This is a genomic window from Flavobacterium sp. UBA4854, assembly GCF_002399805.1.
Classification (GTDB): domain Bacteria; phylum Bacteroidota; class Bacteroidia; order Flavobacteriales; family Flavobacteriaceae; genus Flavobacterium; species Flavobacterium ginsengisoli.
In genome coordinates, this window is record NZ_DHEI01000014.1 from 16,568 (window position 1) to 33,325 (window position 16,758).

10 protein-coding genes and 1 pseudogene are annotated in these 16,758 nt (G+C 34.9%); 10 read left to right on the plus strand and 1 reads right to left on the minus strand.

Translation table 11 applies throughout. The annotated features are described in order from the left end of the window. Positions 1-184 precede the first annotated feature (184 nt). The 7 genes from B3J44_RS01340 (at position 185) to B3J44_RS01370 (ending at position 14,661) form a co-directional block, all read left to right on the plus strand. Positions 185-2,191 (plus strand): glycoside hydrolase family 97 protein, encoded by a 2,007-nt coding sequence (locus B3J44_RS01340; RefSeq protein WP_286965099.1) that lies wholly within the window; start codon positions 185-187, stop codon positions 2,189-2,191. Positions 2,192-2,273: 82 nt separating this feature from the next. Beyond that, entirely contained in the window at positions 2,274-4,430 is a 2,157-nt protein-coding gene (locus tag B3J44_RS01345) for a glycoside hydrolase family 3 C-terminal domain-containing protein (RefSeq protein ID WP_286965100.1), read from the plus strand. 23 nt (positions 4,431-4,453) lie between these two features. Beyond that, positions 4,454-6,040 carry a GH39 family glycosyl hydrolase gene (locus tag B3J44_RS01350; RefSeq protein ID WP_286965101.1) on the plus strand — a complete coding sequence of 529 codons (1,587 nt, stop codon included), beginning with the start codon at positions 4,454-4,456 and terminating at the stop codon, positions 6,038-6,040. A 100-nt stretch (positions 6,041-6,140) separates the two neighbouring features. Continuing rightward, positions 6,141-8,378 (plus strand): glycoside hydrolase family 3 C-terminal domain-containing protein, encoded by a 2,238-nt coding sequence (locus tag B3J44_RS01355; protein ID WP_286965102.1) that lies wholly within the window; start codon positions 6,141-6,143, stop codon positions 8,376-8,378. 96 nt (positions 8,379-8,474) lie between these two features. Next, positions 8,475-9,980, plus strand: a complete 1,506-nt coding sequence (locus B3J44_RS01360; protein WP_286965104.1) for a cellulase family glycosylhydrolase — start codon at positions 8,475-8,477, stop codon at positions 9,978-9,980. A 114-nt stretch (positions 9,981-10,094) separates the two neighbouring features. Then, a complete protein-coding gene (locus tag B3J44_RS01365) occupies positions 10,095-12,041 on the plus strand; it encodes a sialate O-acetylesterase (protein ID WP_286965105.1) in 1,947 nt (648 codons plus the stop codon). A gap of 163 nt (positions 12,042-12,204) precedes the next feature. Then, positions 12,205-14,661, plus strand: coding sequence for a glycoside hydrolase family 95 protein (locus B3J44_RS01370; RefSeq protein ID WP_286965106.1), 2,457 nt, complete (start codon positions 12,205-12,207; stop codon positions 14,659-14,661). Between the two features lie 105 nt (positions 14,662-14,766). On the opposite strand, the gene B3J44_RS01375 is transcribed toward B3J44_RS01370, so the two are convergent. After that, positions 14,767-15,315 (minus strand): CvpA family protein, encoded by a 549-nt coding sequence (locus B3J44_RS01375; protein WP_286965107.1) that lies wholly within the window; start codon positions 15,313-15,315, stop codon positions 14,767-14,769. A 244-nt stretch (positions 15,316-15,559) separates the two neighbouring features. Here B3J44_RS01375 and B3J44_RS01380 point away from each other — a divergent pair, with 244 nt between their 5' ends. The 3 genes and pseudogenes from B3J44_RS01380 to B3J44_RS01390 all read left to right on the plus strand — a co-directional run. Continuing rightward, on the plus strand, positions 15,560-15,916 hold the full coding sequence (locus tag B3J44_RS01380) for a hypothetical protein (protein ID WP_111377556.1): 357 nt from the start codon (positions 15,560-15,562) through the stop codon (positions 15,914-15,916). Positions 15,917-16,078: 162 nt separating this feature from the next. Beyond that, complete coding sequence (locus B3J44_RS01385) at positions 16,079-16,528, plus strand: hypothetical protein (RefSeq protein ID WP_286965111.1); 450 nt, start codon at positions 16,079-16,081, stop codon at positions 16,526-16,528. Positions 16,529-16,612: 84 nt separating this feature from the next. Beyond that, a pseudogene (locus B3J44_RS01390) lies at positions 16,613-16,758 on the plus strand (phenylalanine--tRNA ligase subunit alpha); the annotation flags it as partial.

The following is a 16,758-nucleotide window of genomic DNA, read 5'->3' on the forward strand; positions in this document are numbered from 1 at the left end:
AGATTAAAAAGATTATTTCTCTCGCAGATTTAGCAGATTTAGCAGATTTTTTTAATATTTAAAATCAGCTCACTCGAGCGATAGCGAACAGGCGAAGCAATCAGCTCAATCTGCGAGAGAAAAATAAACAAAAATCCATATAATCCTTTTAATCTGTGGCAAAAAAAATATAATACCAAAAAACATGAAAAACTATCTAATTCTCCCAGCTGTACTGTTTTCAATAGCAGTTGGCTATAGTCAAAAAACTAAAAACGCTTACGAATTGGCATCGCCAAACGGAAAGAATACAATCAAATTTGAGCTGGTAAAAAACGCTCCAAAATACGCAGTTTCTCACGGAAAGACAGAAGTAATTTCTCCGTCAGATATGGGATTTGTATTGAAAGGAAATGAAGACTTAAGCGCAAACTTCGAAATCAAAGGAGCAAAAACTTCTACGTTTGATGAAACTTGGGAACAAGTTTGGGGAGAAAAGAAAAACATTAGAAACCACTACAATCAATTGGTAGTTGATTTACAGCAAAAAACAGGAAACAAAAGAAAATTACAAATTCAGTTTCGTGCTTTTGATGACGGAGTAGCTTTTAGATATGTTTATCCGAAACAAAATGTAAAAGACAGTATTTTCATCATGGATGAAAAAACGACTTTCAACTTAAAAGAAGATGGAAAAGCATGGTGGATTCCTGCAAACAGAGAAAACCGCGATGAATATCTATTTAATGATGCTCCAGTAAGTAAACTAGATACAGTTTTAACTCCACTAACAATCGAAAGTAAAAGCGGATTAGCGTTAAGTTTCCATGAAGCAAACTTGATCGATTTTGCGAGTATGACTTTGGTAAATACTAAAGGAACAGAGTTAAAATCTGATTTAGTGCCTTGGGCTGATGGAGTAAAAGTTCGTGTAAAAGATTCGTTCACTTCTTCTTGGAGAACACTTCAAATTGGAGAAAATCCGGGAGAATTAATCACTTCTTATTTGGTTTTAAACCTAAACGAACCAAACAAATTAAAAAATACAAATAGCTATTTCAAACCATACAAGTATTTAGGAATCTGGTGGGGAATGCACATCGGGAAATATACTTTTTGGGAAAGCGATAAACAAGGTGCAACTACAAAACACGCTGAAGAATATATCGATTTTACAGCAAAAGAAGGTTTTCATCATTTATTAATCGAAGGCTGGAACAAAGGTTGGACTCCGGGTTGGTACGAAAACCGCATGCACATGTTCAGCTTTACAAAAAGTGCAGACAATTTCGACTTAGAAAAAGTAGTGGAATACGGAAAGAAAAAGAACATCGAATTAATCGGATATCACGAAACAGGTTCGAACTTAATTAACTATTTAAAAGAAGTTGATGAAGGTTTTGCTTTGTACAAAAAACTTGGAATCCACACCGTAAAAATTGGTCACGTTGGTTCTAAATTGAATATGAAACAAATGCACTTTGGACAGTTTGGAGTAAATTATTTCAGATATATTTTAGAAAAAGCGGCACAATATGATTTAGCGGTTTTATATCACGAATCGATTAAAGATACAGGTGAGCGTAGAACGTATCCAAACATGGTTTCGAGAGAAGCAGCGCGCGGGCAAGAATATAACGCTTGGAGCGAAGGAAATCCGCCAAACCACTTAAGTATTATTCCGTTTACAAGATTACTTTCTGGACCAATGGATTTCACGCCTGGAATTTTTGATGTTGAGGTAAAACAAGGTTATCCTGGAAAAAGAATTCAAGGAACAGTTGGGCAACAATTGGCGTTGTATGTGACGATTTATTCTCCGATTCAAATGTTGGCAGATCTTCCAGAAAATTATGAAGGAAAACCAGCTTTACAATTCTTAAAAGATGTTCCAACAGATTGGGAAGACACTAAAATTCTAGAAGGAAAAATTGGCGAATATATCACAACAGCAAGAAAAGACAGAAATAGCGCTGATTGGTATTTGGGAACTTTAACAAATGAAAATCCAAGAAACGTAAATGTTTCATTGTCATTCTTAGATCCAAATGCAACTTACGAAGCACAAATTTATGTTGATGCTGAAGGAACAGATCAAAAACACAATCCAGAAGCAGTGGCAATTTCTAAGAAAACAGTAAAATCTACAGATTCTCTAAAATTGAATTTAGGTGGCGCTGGCGGTGGAGCAGTGAGATTTAAAAAATTATAATTATTAATTTCTAAACCCCGACAGATTTTCAAAATCTGTCGGGTTTATAAACACAATAAAAAATTAGTCCTTCTTCCAAAAAATGAAAAACAGTATTCTTTATATCTTTTTTCTTTTATCTGCTAATTTGATGTTATCGCAGCAAAAGCAATATCCTTTTCAGAATCCAAATTTAGATACTGAAAAGCGTATTGATAATTTGCTGTCTTTGATGACGCTGGATGAAAAAGTTCAGGCTTTAAGCACAAATCCGTCAGTAAAAAGATTAGGGCTTATTGGTACAGGTCATGTAGAAGGATTGCATGGTTTAGCTTTAGGAGGACCAGGCGAATGGGGAGGAAAAAATAAAAATCCATTAACAACAACCACTTTTCCTCAAGCGTATGGCTTAGGAGAAACTTGGGATGTTGAACTTCTTCAAAAAGTAGCAAATGTAGAAGGTTATGAAACGCGTTTTGCTTTGCAAAAATACAATCGAGGCGGACTGGTAGTTCGTGCTCCAAATGCAGATATTGCAAGAGATCTACGCTGGGGACGTACGGAAGAAAGTTACGGAGAAGATGCTTTTTTTAACGGAACGATGACGGTTGCTTTCGTAAAAGGTTTACAAGGAAATAACTCCAAATACTGGCAAACGGCTTCGTTGATGAAACATTTTTTGGCAAACAGCAATGAAGATGGAAGAACCTATACATCATCTGATTTTGATGAAAGACTTTGGAGAGAATATTATGCGCTTCCTTTTCAAATGGGAGTTGTTGAAGGAGGTTCGCGTGCTTATATGGCGGCATATAACAAAGTAAATGGAATTCCAGCAATGGTGCATCCGATGCTTAAAAATATTACGCAGAAAGAATGGGGACAGAATGGTATTATTTGTACCGATGGAGGTGCTTTTAAACTGCTTCTTTCAGATCATAAATATTATGCAGATAAATACTTAGGAGCGGCTGCAGCTGTAAAAGCGGGTATTAACCAATTTTTGGATGAATTTGTAGATGGAGTTTATGGCGCTCTTTCTAATGGATATTTGAAAGAAAAAGATCTTGATGAAGTTTTGCGCGGGAATTATCGAGTAATGATAAAACTTGGAATGCTTGATGCTTCAGAAGAAAATCCATATTCGAAAATAGGAAAAGATAAAGACACAATTGATCCTTGGAAAACAGAAGCGCACAAAAAAATCGCTTTAGAGGCAACTCAAAAATCTATTGTTTTATTGAAAAATGAAAACGGATTTCTGCCTTTACAAAAAGAAAAAATAAAAACAGTTGCCGTAATTGGACCTCGAGCAGATGAAGTGCTTTTGGACTGGTACAGCGGAACACCTCCTTATGTTGTTACACCTTTGGAAGGAATAAAAAAGAAGTTGGGAAATAATGTTGAAGTTTTAGTCGCAAAAAATAACATTGACGGAAAAGCAGCAGCAATAGCAAAAAAAGCAGATTTTGTAATTATGGTTGTTGGAAATCATCCGGTTTGTAATGCTGGATGGGCAAATTGTCCTGTTCCAAGTGAAGGAAAAGAAGCGGTTGACCGCCAATCTCTAACTTTAGAACAAGAAGATTTGATTAAGTTAGTTTATCAGGCAAATCCGAAAACAGTGGTGGCATTAATCAGCAGTTTTCCTTATGCAATCAATTGGACTCAGGAAAATGTTCCAGCAATTGTGCATATGGCGCAGAATAGTCAGGAAACAGGAACAGCATTGGCAGATGTCTTATTTGGAGATTATAATCCTGCAGGACGTTTAACGCAAACTTGGGTAAAAGATATTACCGATCTTCCAGATTTATTGGATTATAACATTCGAAATGGGAGAACCTATATGTATTTCAAAAAGGAACCATTATATGCTTTTGGTTACGGATTAAGTTATACGACTTTCAAATACAATTCGATTGAAACGAGTTCTGAAACTATTTCGAGAAATGAAGAATTAAAAGTGACAGTTTCTATTACAAATACTGGAAATAAAGATGGCGATGAAGTGGTTCAGATTTATGTAAAACAATTAGAATCGAAAGTAGAACGACCAGAAAAAGAATTGAAAGCATTTAAGAGAGTTTTCTTTAAAGCTGGAGAAACCAAAAATGTTGATTTGATTGTAAAAGCAAAAGATTTAGAATATTGGAATACTGCAAAACAAGTGTTCGAACTAGAAAAAAATGCAATTGAGATTCAGATAGGAAATTCTTCAGATAATATACTTCTGAAAAAGAAAATTTCAGCTAAATAATTGTAAAAGAATAAAACTTAAACATGAAAAAAAGTCTAATTATACTATTTGTTTTTGTTGGTTTGGCAAGCTTTAAATCATTTGCACAAGCAACAAACGCTGATTCTCAAAACAGAATTATAAAAGTAGATTTCAAAAAAGAAGCGGGAAAATTAAACACCATGTTCAAAGAATGCATCGGTGCAGGAAGAGCAAATGAAGGTCTTCGTGCAGATTGGCAGCAGCAATTGGCATTGGTAAAAAAAGAATGCGATTTTAAGTATATTCGATTTCATGGTTTATTGACCGATGATATGGCCGTTTATCGTGAAGACGAAAAAGGAAATCCAGAATACAATTACCAATATGTAGACGTTTTGTTCGATTATATTATTAGTCTAAAAATGAAACCATTTGTGGAATTGGGTTTTATGCCAAATGCTTTAGCAAGCGGAAAAGAAACCATTTTTTGGTGGAAAGGAAATGTTACGCCTCCAAAAGATTATAAAAAATGGGAAGATTTAATTAAAAACTTGACTCAGCATTTCACAGAAAGATACGGAGCAGAAGAAGTAAAAACTTGGTATTTTGAAGTTTGGAATGAACCCAATTTATCACCAGGTTTTTGGACAGGAACGCAGGCAGATTATTTTAAATTATATGAATATAGCGCTAGAGCAATAAAAAGTGTAAACGCAGCCTATAGAGTTGGCGGCCCAGCAACGGCAGGAGCAGCGTGGGTTCCTGAAACAATTGACTTTTGCGCAAAGAATAATGTGCCAATGGATTTTGTTTCGACACATACTTACGGTGTTAAACACGGATATCTGGATGAATTTGGAACATCAGGAACTATTTTAAGTCAGGATGAATTTAGCGTAAGCGGTGATATTTTAAATTCAAGAAAACAAATTGCAGCTTCGGCTAAACCAAATTTAGAATTGCATTATACCGAATGGAGTACCTCTTATACTCCTGCAGATCCAATTCATGACAGCTATCATTCGGCAGCGTATATTTTGCAGAAAATAAAACAAGTTGGAAACGCAGCAAACTCAATGTCATATTGGGTTTTTACGGATATTTTTGAAGAAGCAGGGCCAAGATTTACGCCTTTTCACGGCGGTTTCGGATTGTTGAATACGCAGGGAATTAAAAAACCGGCTTATTTCTCTTATTATTTAATGAATAAATTAGGAGAAACAGAGCTTCAAAATTCTGATAAAGCTTCTTGGACTTCTAAAAATGCAAAAGGAGATGTTCAGGTTTTATTGTGGGATTTTACGAATACGCATCCAGGAGATAAAGAGCTAAATCAGACCTATTACATTAAAGATCTTCCATCAAAAGAAAAAGGAAAAGTCAAAATTGAAGTGGACGGAATGCAAAAAGGAAAATATGTATTGGAAATTTACAAAGTTGGGTACAAAGTAAACGACGCTTACGCGGATTATTTAGCAATGAATAAACCAAGTCAGTTAACACGTCAACAAGTCAATTCAATAAAAGAGAAAAATAACGGAGCGCCAATTGCTACAGAAAAAATTACAATTGACGCAAAAGGAACTTTCAGCAAAGAATTCAAAATCAATGAAAATGATGTTGTAATGCTGAATTTGATTAAACAATAATTTCAGATAAAACCACAAACATAAAAGCAGTATTAACTTGATTTAAAGATGACGTGTGAGGAATCAAGGATCTTTAAATTCAAAAAACACCTAACTATCTATGAAAAACAAAATGATATACCTTTCGGCGGCTTTGGTTTTTGCATTATTTACTTCTTGTAAAAATGAAACACCGACTGTAGCTTCAAATTCGGCGGAGACTGAAGAATACGTTGGAAAAGAAATAGGTACTGAACATGATGCTGAAATCGACAAGCTGATTTCGCAAATGACATTAGAAGAAAAAATAGGAATGCTCCACGGTAATAGTATGTTTGCTAACACAGGAGTAAAACGTTTAGGAATTCCAGAATTAAAAATGGCCGATGGTCCGTTAGGAGTTCGTGAAGAAATTTCTAGAGACAATTGGGCTCCGGCAGGATGGACAAACGATTTTGCAACGTATTATCCAGCAGGTGGTGCTTTGGCAGCAACTTGGAACGCAGAAATGGCACATACTTTTGGAACCAGTTTAGGAGAAGAATTACGTGCAAGAGATAAAGATATGTTGCTTTCTCCAGCAATTAATATGGTAAGAACTCCACTTGGAGGAAGGACTTACGAATACATGTCAGAAGATCCGTTTTTGAATAAAAAAATCGCAGTGCCTTTGGTTGTAGGTTTACAGGAAAAAGATGTAATGGCTTGTGTAAAACACTATGCAGCAAACAATCAGGAAACCAATCGTGATTTTGTAGATGTGCAAATTGACGAACGTACACTTCGCGAAATTTATCTTCCAGCTTTTGAAGCTACTGTAAAAGAAGCAAAAGCTTACAGTATCATGGGAGCTTACAATAAATTCAGAGGAGAATATTTATGTGAAAATGATTATATGCTGAATAAAATCCTTCGTGATGAATGGGGATTTAAAGGTATTGTGGTTTCAGATTGGGCTGCGGTGCATTCTACAGCAAAATCTTTGAAAAGCGGTTTAGATATTGAAATGGGAACGCCAAAACCTTTCAATGAATTTTTCTTGGCAGATAAATTAATCGCGGCTGTAAAATCTGGAGAAGTTTCAGAAAAAGAAATTGATTTGCATGTAAAACGCATTTTAAGAGTTTTATTCCAAGTGAAAGCAATGGGCGGTGGCGAGCGTGCTAAAGGAAGTATCGCAACCGAAGCACATTACCAAGATGCTTACAAAATTGCAGCTGAAGCGATTGTATTGTTGAAAAACGAAAATAATGCATTGCCTTTAAAACTAGACGGAGTAAAATCTATCGCAGTGATTGGAAACAACGCGACAAAGAAAAATGCTTTGGGCGGATTTGGAGCTGGAGTGAAAACGAAAAGAGAAGTTACACCTCTTGAAGGTCTTAAAAACAGATTGCCTTCTTCAATCAAAATCAATTATGCGGAAGGATATTTAGAGCGTTACGATAAAAAGAACAGAGGAAATTTAGGGAATATCACGGCTAATGGACCAGTTACAATTGATGAACTAGATCCAGCAAAAGTTAAAGAAGCAGTAGAAGCGGCTAAAAACTCTGATGTGGCGATTATTTTTGCGGGTTCAAATCGTGATTACGAAACAGAAGCTTCAGATCGTAGAGATTTACATTTGCCATTCGGACAAGAAGAATTAATCAAACAAGTATTGGCTGTAAATCCAAAAACTATTGTAGTTATGGTGGCTGGTGCTCCATTTGATATTAATGAAGTGAGCCAAAAAACTTCAGCTTTGGTTTGGAGTTGGTTTAATGGTTCTGAAGGCGGAAATGCTTTGGCCGATGTTATTTTAGGAAAAGTAAATCCGTCAGGAAAATTACCTTGGACAATGCCAGTAGCTTTAAAGGATTCTCCTGCACATGCTACAAACAGTTTCCCTGGAGACAAAACAGTAAATTATACCGAAGGACTTTTAATTGGATACCGTTGGTTTGACACTAAAAACGTTACGCCATTATATCCTTTTGGTTACGGATTATCATACACCACTTTTGCTTTAGATAACGTAAAAGCAGACAAAGATTCGTATGCTCAAAATGATGTAATAGAAGTTTCTTTAGATGTTAAAAACACAGGAAAAGCAGACGGAAAAGAAGTAGTACAGTTATATACTTCAAAATCTGATTCTAAAATTACTCGTGCGGCACAAGAATTAAAAGGTTTCAAAAAAGTTGCTGTTAAGGCTGGAAGTTCAGAAAAAATAACAATTAAAGTTCCTGTAAAAGAATTGGCATATTATGATGTTGCTTCTAAAAAATGGACAGTTGAACCAGGAAAATATACTTTAAAAGTAGGAACTTCTTCTAGAGACATCAAAAAAGAAATTCAAGTAACAGTTAAATAAAACTTTTTATTGCTATAAAATAACCAAACTATTAACGCCAGCCCACTAAAAGCTGGCGTTGATTTTAAAAACTTAACTTAACTTAAACCAAACGAAATGAAAAAAACAATCAAAGACTATATCTTGAGTTTTGTATTATGTTTTGCTTTTTTAGGCGTTTTAGCCTGCAGTTCAGACAAAGAAAGCACACCAGAAACAACGATAAAAACACTTACTGCAAGTACCAATAAAATTGATTTTGACGGCAAAGAAAATACTTCAGATATCACTATTAATTCAGAAGCCGCAGTTTGGAATTTGGCTAGTTCTGAAAGCTGGTTAAAAGTGAGTCAGACAACTGGAAGTAAAGGAAGTGTAATTGTTAGAGTAACCGCTTCTGCCAATACAGAAACGACTACCAGAACAGCTTCAATCACGTTAAGCTCAAATGAGGCAAAAACGGTTACAATAGCGGTTTCGCAAACTGCAGCTACAGTTGTTGCAGGTTTGTATCCTAGTTATAACACCAATCCAATTGCGGCAGATGCTTCTGGAATGGGAAGTTCTGCTGTTGAGTTGGCTGCAAAAATTAAATTAGGATGGAATATTGGAAACACTTTGGAAGCAACTGGAGGCGAAACTGCTTGGGGAAATCCAAAAGTAACAAAAGCTTTGATTGACGCCGTAAAAGCAAACGGATTCAATGCTATTCGTATTCCATGTTCTTGGAATCAAAATTTAGAAAATGCTACAACGGCCAAAATCAAAACAGAGTGGCTTGATAGAGTAAAAGAAGTGGTACAATATTGCGTAGATAATGATATGTATGTAGTCGTAAATATCCATTGGGACGGCGGTTGGCTAGAAAATAATATCACAGAAGCTAAAAAAGTTGAAACGAATGCAAAACAAAAAGCTTTCTGGGAACAAATCGCAACTCATTTACGCGGATTTGACGAACATTTACTTTTTGCAAGCGCCAATGAACCGGCGGTTGAAGATGCAACGCAAATGGCAGTTTTGACTTCGTATCACCAAACGTTTATTGATGCTGTTCGTTCTACTGGAGGAAAAAATGCAACTCGAGTTTTGGTAGTTCAAGGGCCAACAACAGATATCGAAAAAACAAACAAATTAATGACTACATTGCCAACAGATAAAGTTGCAGGCAGAATGATAGTCGAAGTGCATTACTATTCTCCATGGAATTTTGCTGGTTTAACCAAAGACGAAACTTGGGGTAAAATGTTCTATTACTGGGGAGCAGGATTTCATTCTGCAACCGATACTGAACGAAATCCAACTTGGGGAGAAGAAGCCGATTTAGAAAAGAATTTCAAATTGATGAAAACACAGTTTGTCGACAAAGGAATTCCAGTTCTTTTAGGAGAATTTGGAGCAATTAGAAGAACAACTTTAACTGGAGATGCTTTGACTTTACATTTAAATTCAAGAGCGTATTATTTAAAAACGGTGGTAAAAACAGCAAAAGCAAACGGATTATTACCTTTTTATTGGGATGAAGGAAGCTTAGGAAATAATGGTTTCGGGATTATAAATAGAAGCGATAATACCGTTTTTGATACGCAGGCTTTAAACGCTTTAATAGACGGATTAAAGTAAAAAAAATAGTTTAAACCATATAAGTGATATAAGATAATTTAAGTTTAATCTATTTTAAGAATTTATATTTACTTATATCACTTATATGGTTAAAAAAATATTTAAATTAAAAAAATGAAAAAGAGTGTAATATTTATTTTTCTGTTAATTAGTGTTTTAGCTAATGCTAATGTGAGGATGCCTTTAATATTCTCTGAGGGAATGGTACTCCAAAGAAACAAGCAAATTCCGATTTGGGGTTTTGCAGATGCAAATGAAAGTGTAGAAATTCATTTTAACAAACAAATCAAGAAAACTACGGCTGATAAAAATGGAAAATGGACGGTAAATTTAGCTGCTGAAAAAGCCGGCGGACCATTTGAATTAATCGTAATTGGAAAAAATCAAATTACTATTAAAAATGTTTTGGTTGGAGAAGTTTGGATTTGCAGCGGACAATCGAATATGGAATTTCAGGTTTTCAAAACCATGAATGCTGAAAAAGAAATTAGCAGTGCCGATTATCCAATGATTCGTCATTTTGGCGTTGCACAAGATTTAAGCGGAACTCCAAAAGACGATTTAAAACAAGGTAAATGGGAAGAAGCTAACAAAGAAAATGTAGGCAACTTTACAGCGGTTGGATATTACTTTGCTAGAAAACTATATTCAGAATTAAAAATCCCAATCGGAATCATCAATACTTCTTGGGGCGGAACCAATGTAGAAACTTGGACAAGCCGTGAAGCTTTCGAAAAAAGTGACGAGTTTAAATCGATGATTGCCAATGTGCCAACGGTAGATATCAATGCTATTTTTGAAACCTATAAAAAATCGGTTTTAGATAATCTGAAAAAAGTACAAGGTTTTGATGTTTCAATGGAAAACGAAGAGCAATTCAAAAATCTAGACTTTCAAGATAAAAACTGGCCAGAAATAAAAGTGCCATCACTTTGGGAAAACCAGCAAATAGGAAATATAGACGGAATTGTTTGGATGCGAAAAACAATAGTTTTAACAGCAGAACAAGCCAAAAAACAAGCCGTTTTACATTTAGCAAAAGTAGATGATGAAGACAAAACCTATGTAAACGGCGTTGAAGTTGGAACCAATAATCTTTGGGACAAGAAAAGAATTTATCAAATCCCAGCAAATATCCTAAAAGAAGGAACAAACGTAATCGCAGTTAGAATTACAGATTACAGCGGCGGCGGCGGAATCTATGGCGATCCAGAAGATTTAAAAATTGATTTTAAAGATTCAAACTTTCCACTTGAAGGACTTTGGAAATTCAACGTTATTAAAGTAAGAATCGAAGTTTCGCCAAACAGTTATCCGTCATTATTGTACAATGCAATGGTAAATCCGTTGGTTCCTTACGCAATGCAAGGTGTTTTATGGTATCAAGGAGAGGCGAATGTTTGGAGAGCAAAACAATACAAAAAAGCATTTCCGTTAATGATCAACGATTGGAGAACCAAATTTAAACAAGGCAATTTCCCTTTCTATTTCGTTCAATTATCCACTTTTGACGAATTTGGCGGCAACAGCCAAAAAGGAAGCCGTTGGGCAGAACTTCGCGAAGCACAATCTGAAACTTTAAAATTACCAAACACCGGAATGGCGGTTACAACCGATATTGGAAACGCCAAAGATATTCATCCAACAAACAAACAAGACATTGGTTTGCGTTTGGCAGCGATTGCGATGAATAACATTTACGGCAAAAAACAAGTTCACAGCGGACCAACTTATAAATATCAAGAAATAAAAGGAAACCAGATTATCTTAAGTTTCGATAATATTGGCAGCGGATTATCAACGCCAAATAATGATGAATTAAAAGGTTTCGAAATTGCAGGTGCCGACAAAGTTTTTCATTCCGCGAAAGCGATAATTAAAGACAACAAAATAATCGTTTCAAGCGATCAAATTCAAAATCCAGTTGCAGTACACTACGGTTGGGCAGACGACGATACGGCGATTAATCTCTTTAATAAAGAAAAATTCCCTGCATCGCCTTTCAGAACGGATAATTGGAAAATGATTACGGCAAATGAGAAATATGAAGTGAGCAAGTAGTTCGTACTAAAAAGTAAAGAAAACAAATTGATGATGTTCCGTTAGGAACATTTCATCGGTAGCAACGGATGAAATCCGTTGATCAAAATGGATATAAAAAAAAATGTTCCGTAGGAACATCTGATCGGTAACATAAAAACGTTCCAAAATGAATTTAACCTTTATGAAAAAAACATTTCTCGTCTTACTTCTCACGTTTTACTATACAACCATTTCAGCGCAATCCAAAAATGTTTTATGGTACAAACAACCAGCCGAATTCTTTGAAGAAAGCTTAGTTTTAGGAAACGGAAAAATGGGAGCAACCGTTTTTGGAGGAGTAAATTTGGATAAAATTTATCTGAATGACATTACGCTTTGGTCTGGCGAGCCCGTCTATCCATACATGAATAGCAATGCATCTAATAATCTGCCAGCAATTCGTGATGCATTTAATAAAGAAGATTATAAGTTGGCTGAAGAATTGAATAAAAAAATTCAAGGGAAAAACTCAGAATCTTATGCGCCCCTTGGAACATTGGAAATAAAAAATCATCATACAGGAGAAGTTTCAAATTACTACAGAGAGTTAGATCTTTCGAATGCGACTTCAAAGATTACTTATGAAATCAATGGTGTAAAATTTACGAGAGAATATTTTGTTTCGGCTCTAGATCAAATTATGATTATTAAATTGACAAGCAACAAAAAAGGTGCTTTAAATTTTGACATAGAAAGCAGCAGTTTGTTAGAATCAAAGGTTGAAATTAAAAAAAATGTTCTTTCTCTTATTGGGCGCGCTCCAATGCATGAGAATCCTGGTTATTTTAAATATACTCAGGAGTATCTTCCAGCAGGTTATTTTGATAGGGAGAAGGCATTAGCTCATCTGAAAAAAGAAACTTTAAAAGAGCAAAAGATCATTAAAGGGACACGTTTTACCTCTCTATTAAAAATTAAAAATACTGATGGAACAATAGTAAACACAGATACAACTTTGGGTGTAAAAAATGCAACAGAAGCAATAATTTATGTTGCTGTAGCAACCAGTTTTACGGGATTTGATAAATCTCCATCAATTGATGGAGTAGCAGAGCCAATTGCAAAAAAAGAATTAAATAATGCTTTTACAAAGTCATACGACAAATTAAAAGCCGCACATATTGCTGATCATCAAAAATTCTATAATCGTGTTACTTTAGATTTAGGCAAAACTACAGCGCCAGATTTACCAACAGATGAACGTTTATTACGCTACGTTGACGGAAAAGAAGATAAAAATCTAGAAATCCTCTATTTTAATTATGGACGATATTTGCTAATAAGTTCTTCAAGAACAATAGGCGTTCCAGCTAATTTACAGGGACTTTGGAATCCATATTTAAATCCGCCTTGGAGTAGTAATTATACAATGAATATTAATCTGGAAGAAAATTATTGGTTGGCAGAAAACACCAATCTTTCAGAAATGCATCAATCACTTTTAAGTTTTATAAAAAACCTTTCAGTGACTGGAAAAGTTACTGCTGAGACTTTTTATGGAGTGAAGTCGGGTTGGGCAGCAGCGCATAATTCAGACATTTGGGCGATGACCAATCCGGTTGGACAATTTGGAAAAGAAGATCCAATGTGGGCTTGTTGGCCAATGGCAGGAGCATGGTTGAGTACACATATTTGGGAACATTATATTTTTACTAAAGATCAAGATTATTTAAAGAATGAAGGATATCCTTTAATGAAAGGTGCGGCAGAATTTTGTATGGGATGGCTAGTAGAAGATAAAAAAGGAAATTTGATTACAGCTCCATCAACTTCGCCTGAAAATCAATATAAACTGGCTGATGGTTTTGTAGGAGCAACGATGTATGGAGGAACAGCCGACTTGGCAATGATTCGTGAATGTTTCGATAAAACGATTAAAGCTGCTAAAATTTTAAACATTGATGCTGAGTTTGTAAAAAAAATGGAAGCAGATTTAGCCAATTTGCATCCGTACCAAATTGGTAAAAAAGGAAATCTTCAAGAATGGTATTTTGATTGGGACGATAATGATCCAAAACATCGTCACCAATCTCACTTATTCGGGCTTTTTCCTGGCGATCATATTACACCTTTAAAAACTCCAGATTTAGCCGAAGCCTCAAAAAAGACATTAGAAATAAAAGGCGACGAAACCACTGGTTGGTCAAAAGGTTGGAGAATCAATCTTTGGGCAAGACTTTGGGACGGAAATCGTGCCTATAAAATGTTCCGTGAATTGTTGCGCTACGTTGATCCAGATGGTAAAAAAACAGAAACGCCAAGAAGAGGAGGAGGAACATATCCGAATTTATTCGACGCACATCCGCCATTTCAAATCGATGGTAATTTTGGAGGCGCAGCTGCGGTTGCAGAAATGTTGGTTCAGTCAGACGAAAATGAAATTAGATTGCTTCCCGCTTTACCAGATGCTTGGTCAGAAGGTTCTGTAAAAGGAATTTGCGCAAGAGGCGGTTTTGAAATCGAAATGAATTGGAACAATAAAAAGCCAGAAAAAGTAATTGTTTCTTCTAAAAATGGAGGAAAAACAACTTTGATTTATGGAGATAAAAAACAAGAGGTTGTTTTGAAAAAAGGAGAAAAGAAAGAAATCAATTTTTAAAAAGATATTCAATTTTATAGTTAAACCCGACAGGTTTTTAAAACCTGTCGGGTTTCTTTATTTGTAAACGAGAGGCTTCAACTTCATTCAGCCTGACAAAATGAATTATTCCTTGTTTGTAGTTTGTTCTTTTTCTTCTGGTTTCTCAGAATGATCTTTTTTAAACGTTTCGTACCATTTTTCAATTGATGGATAAACAAATGCTGCTACTTTTTTTACCGGATTATAAAAAATAGATTTGTCTAAAGTTTCTTGTTTGGCAAAAGTGTGATTGAAATTAATCTTTTCGAACAAAGCAATAAAAATGCTTAGAATAAGAATAGTTTTTAAAATCCTGAAAAATCCTCCACCAAGTTTATTCATCCAACCTAACATGGCAAAATCAGCAATTCCGGTTAATATTTTCGCTAAGAAATAAACGCCAATTACAACTAAAATAAAAGTCAGGATAAAAGCCGTAATCTGAATGTTGGTCGGATTCCAAGAAACATGTTTTGAAATCATTCCTGTCATTAGCGAAGAAAATTTAATCGCAAGATAAATTCCTAACAACAAAGAAATAAAAGAAGCAACTTCTACAAAAAGTCCGTTTTTAATGCCTTTGTATAAACTATAACACAAAAGTGCACCAACGATAATATCAAAAAAACTCATGTTTGGGTTTGGTGTTTAATAAGGCGCAAATATATATCTTTTTTTAGGTTCAAAGGTTCATAGTGACAAAGGTTGAGAGGTTTTTGCTGTTCTGTTTTTCGATGTATTTATTTTTTTTAGGTACATTGAGTTTGAACTCTGTATCTTTGCAAATCAAATTTAGAGTTCAGATTGCATTCTGCCCCCTTCAGAAGTGATTTTTAAATCAGCAATCTAAAATCTACAATCTAAAATCATAAATTAAATGTCTAGAGATACACAATTAAAAGAGCGCTGGGAAAAGCTCGTTGATATACTTTCTAATCAATTTTCGCAAGGCGAAGATCTAGATTTGGATGCCATAATTTACCTAATCGGAGTTCAGGAGTACGGAAAAGTACACCGTGAATATAAAAAAGACGAAAAACTGAATTTAATGCACATTGCCATCTGTCGATTGCTAGAGCCATACGGATTTTATGAATTCGAATATTTCGACGATGAAGGCTGGCCTCATTACAAAGTAAAAGAAAATTTACCGCCGTTAAAAGCCGGTGAACAATCGGTTTTAATGAAAGAAGCGATTGTAAGTTATTTTTTAGAAAGAAAATTGATTGAGTAGTTTTTTAGCTTACAGTCGCAGTCTCAGTTTTTCAGCTTTTGAGACTGTAAACTGTCACTGAAAACTGAGACTAAAATTAAAAAAATGTGCAGATACGCAATGACATCTTATAAACCCCATTATGCTTGTTTTAATTGTCGAAAGACCTTTAAAAGAAGATTGATGGTTGATATAAAAAAAGGAGAAACATCGGTTTTTGAAGCCAAATGTCCGCAATGCGGAGAATTTATGGCTAATATGGGACTCGATTTTGAATCGCCTAAAAAAGACGATATCAAAAAGTGGGAGCATATTAAAAGTTTATTTTCTGTAGGCATTACGTTTCACTCCTGCGGTTGCAGCGGGCCTGGTTATATTCCGAGTTCAAAAGAAAAATTAATGGAGTATTTTGAAGACATAAAAAAAAGGTACCTTGAAAATATGAACTTTTGGCGCAGCAGAATTGAACCCACAACAAAACAAGAAAAAGAGCGCGATTTAAATAAAAATTGGCATAAACTAAGCAGTATTTCTCCTAATTACAAAAAGGAAATAGTAACCAATCAGGAAGGTTTAGATTATTGGCATGTAAAGATTAAACAAGTTGAAGAAAAGTTAAATCTGATAAAATAATTTACAGAAAACCTAAAACTGCGACTGAGACCGCACACTTTCAACTAAAAACACTAAATTTGTACTCTCAATTATCGAAGGAAAATGATAGATAAGATAAAACAGCACATAGAGGAAGCTAAAGCCTTTAATGAGAAAAATAAAGAATCGTTAGAACAATTCCGTATTAAATATTTAGGAAGTAAAGGTTTGCTGAAAGAACTTTTTACTGAATTTAAAAATATTCCAAA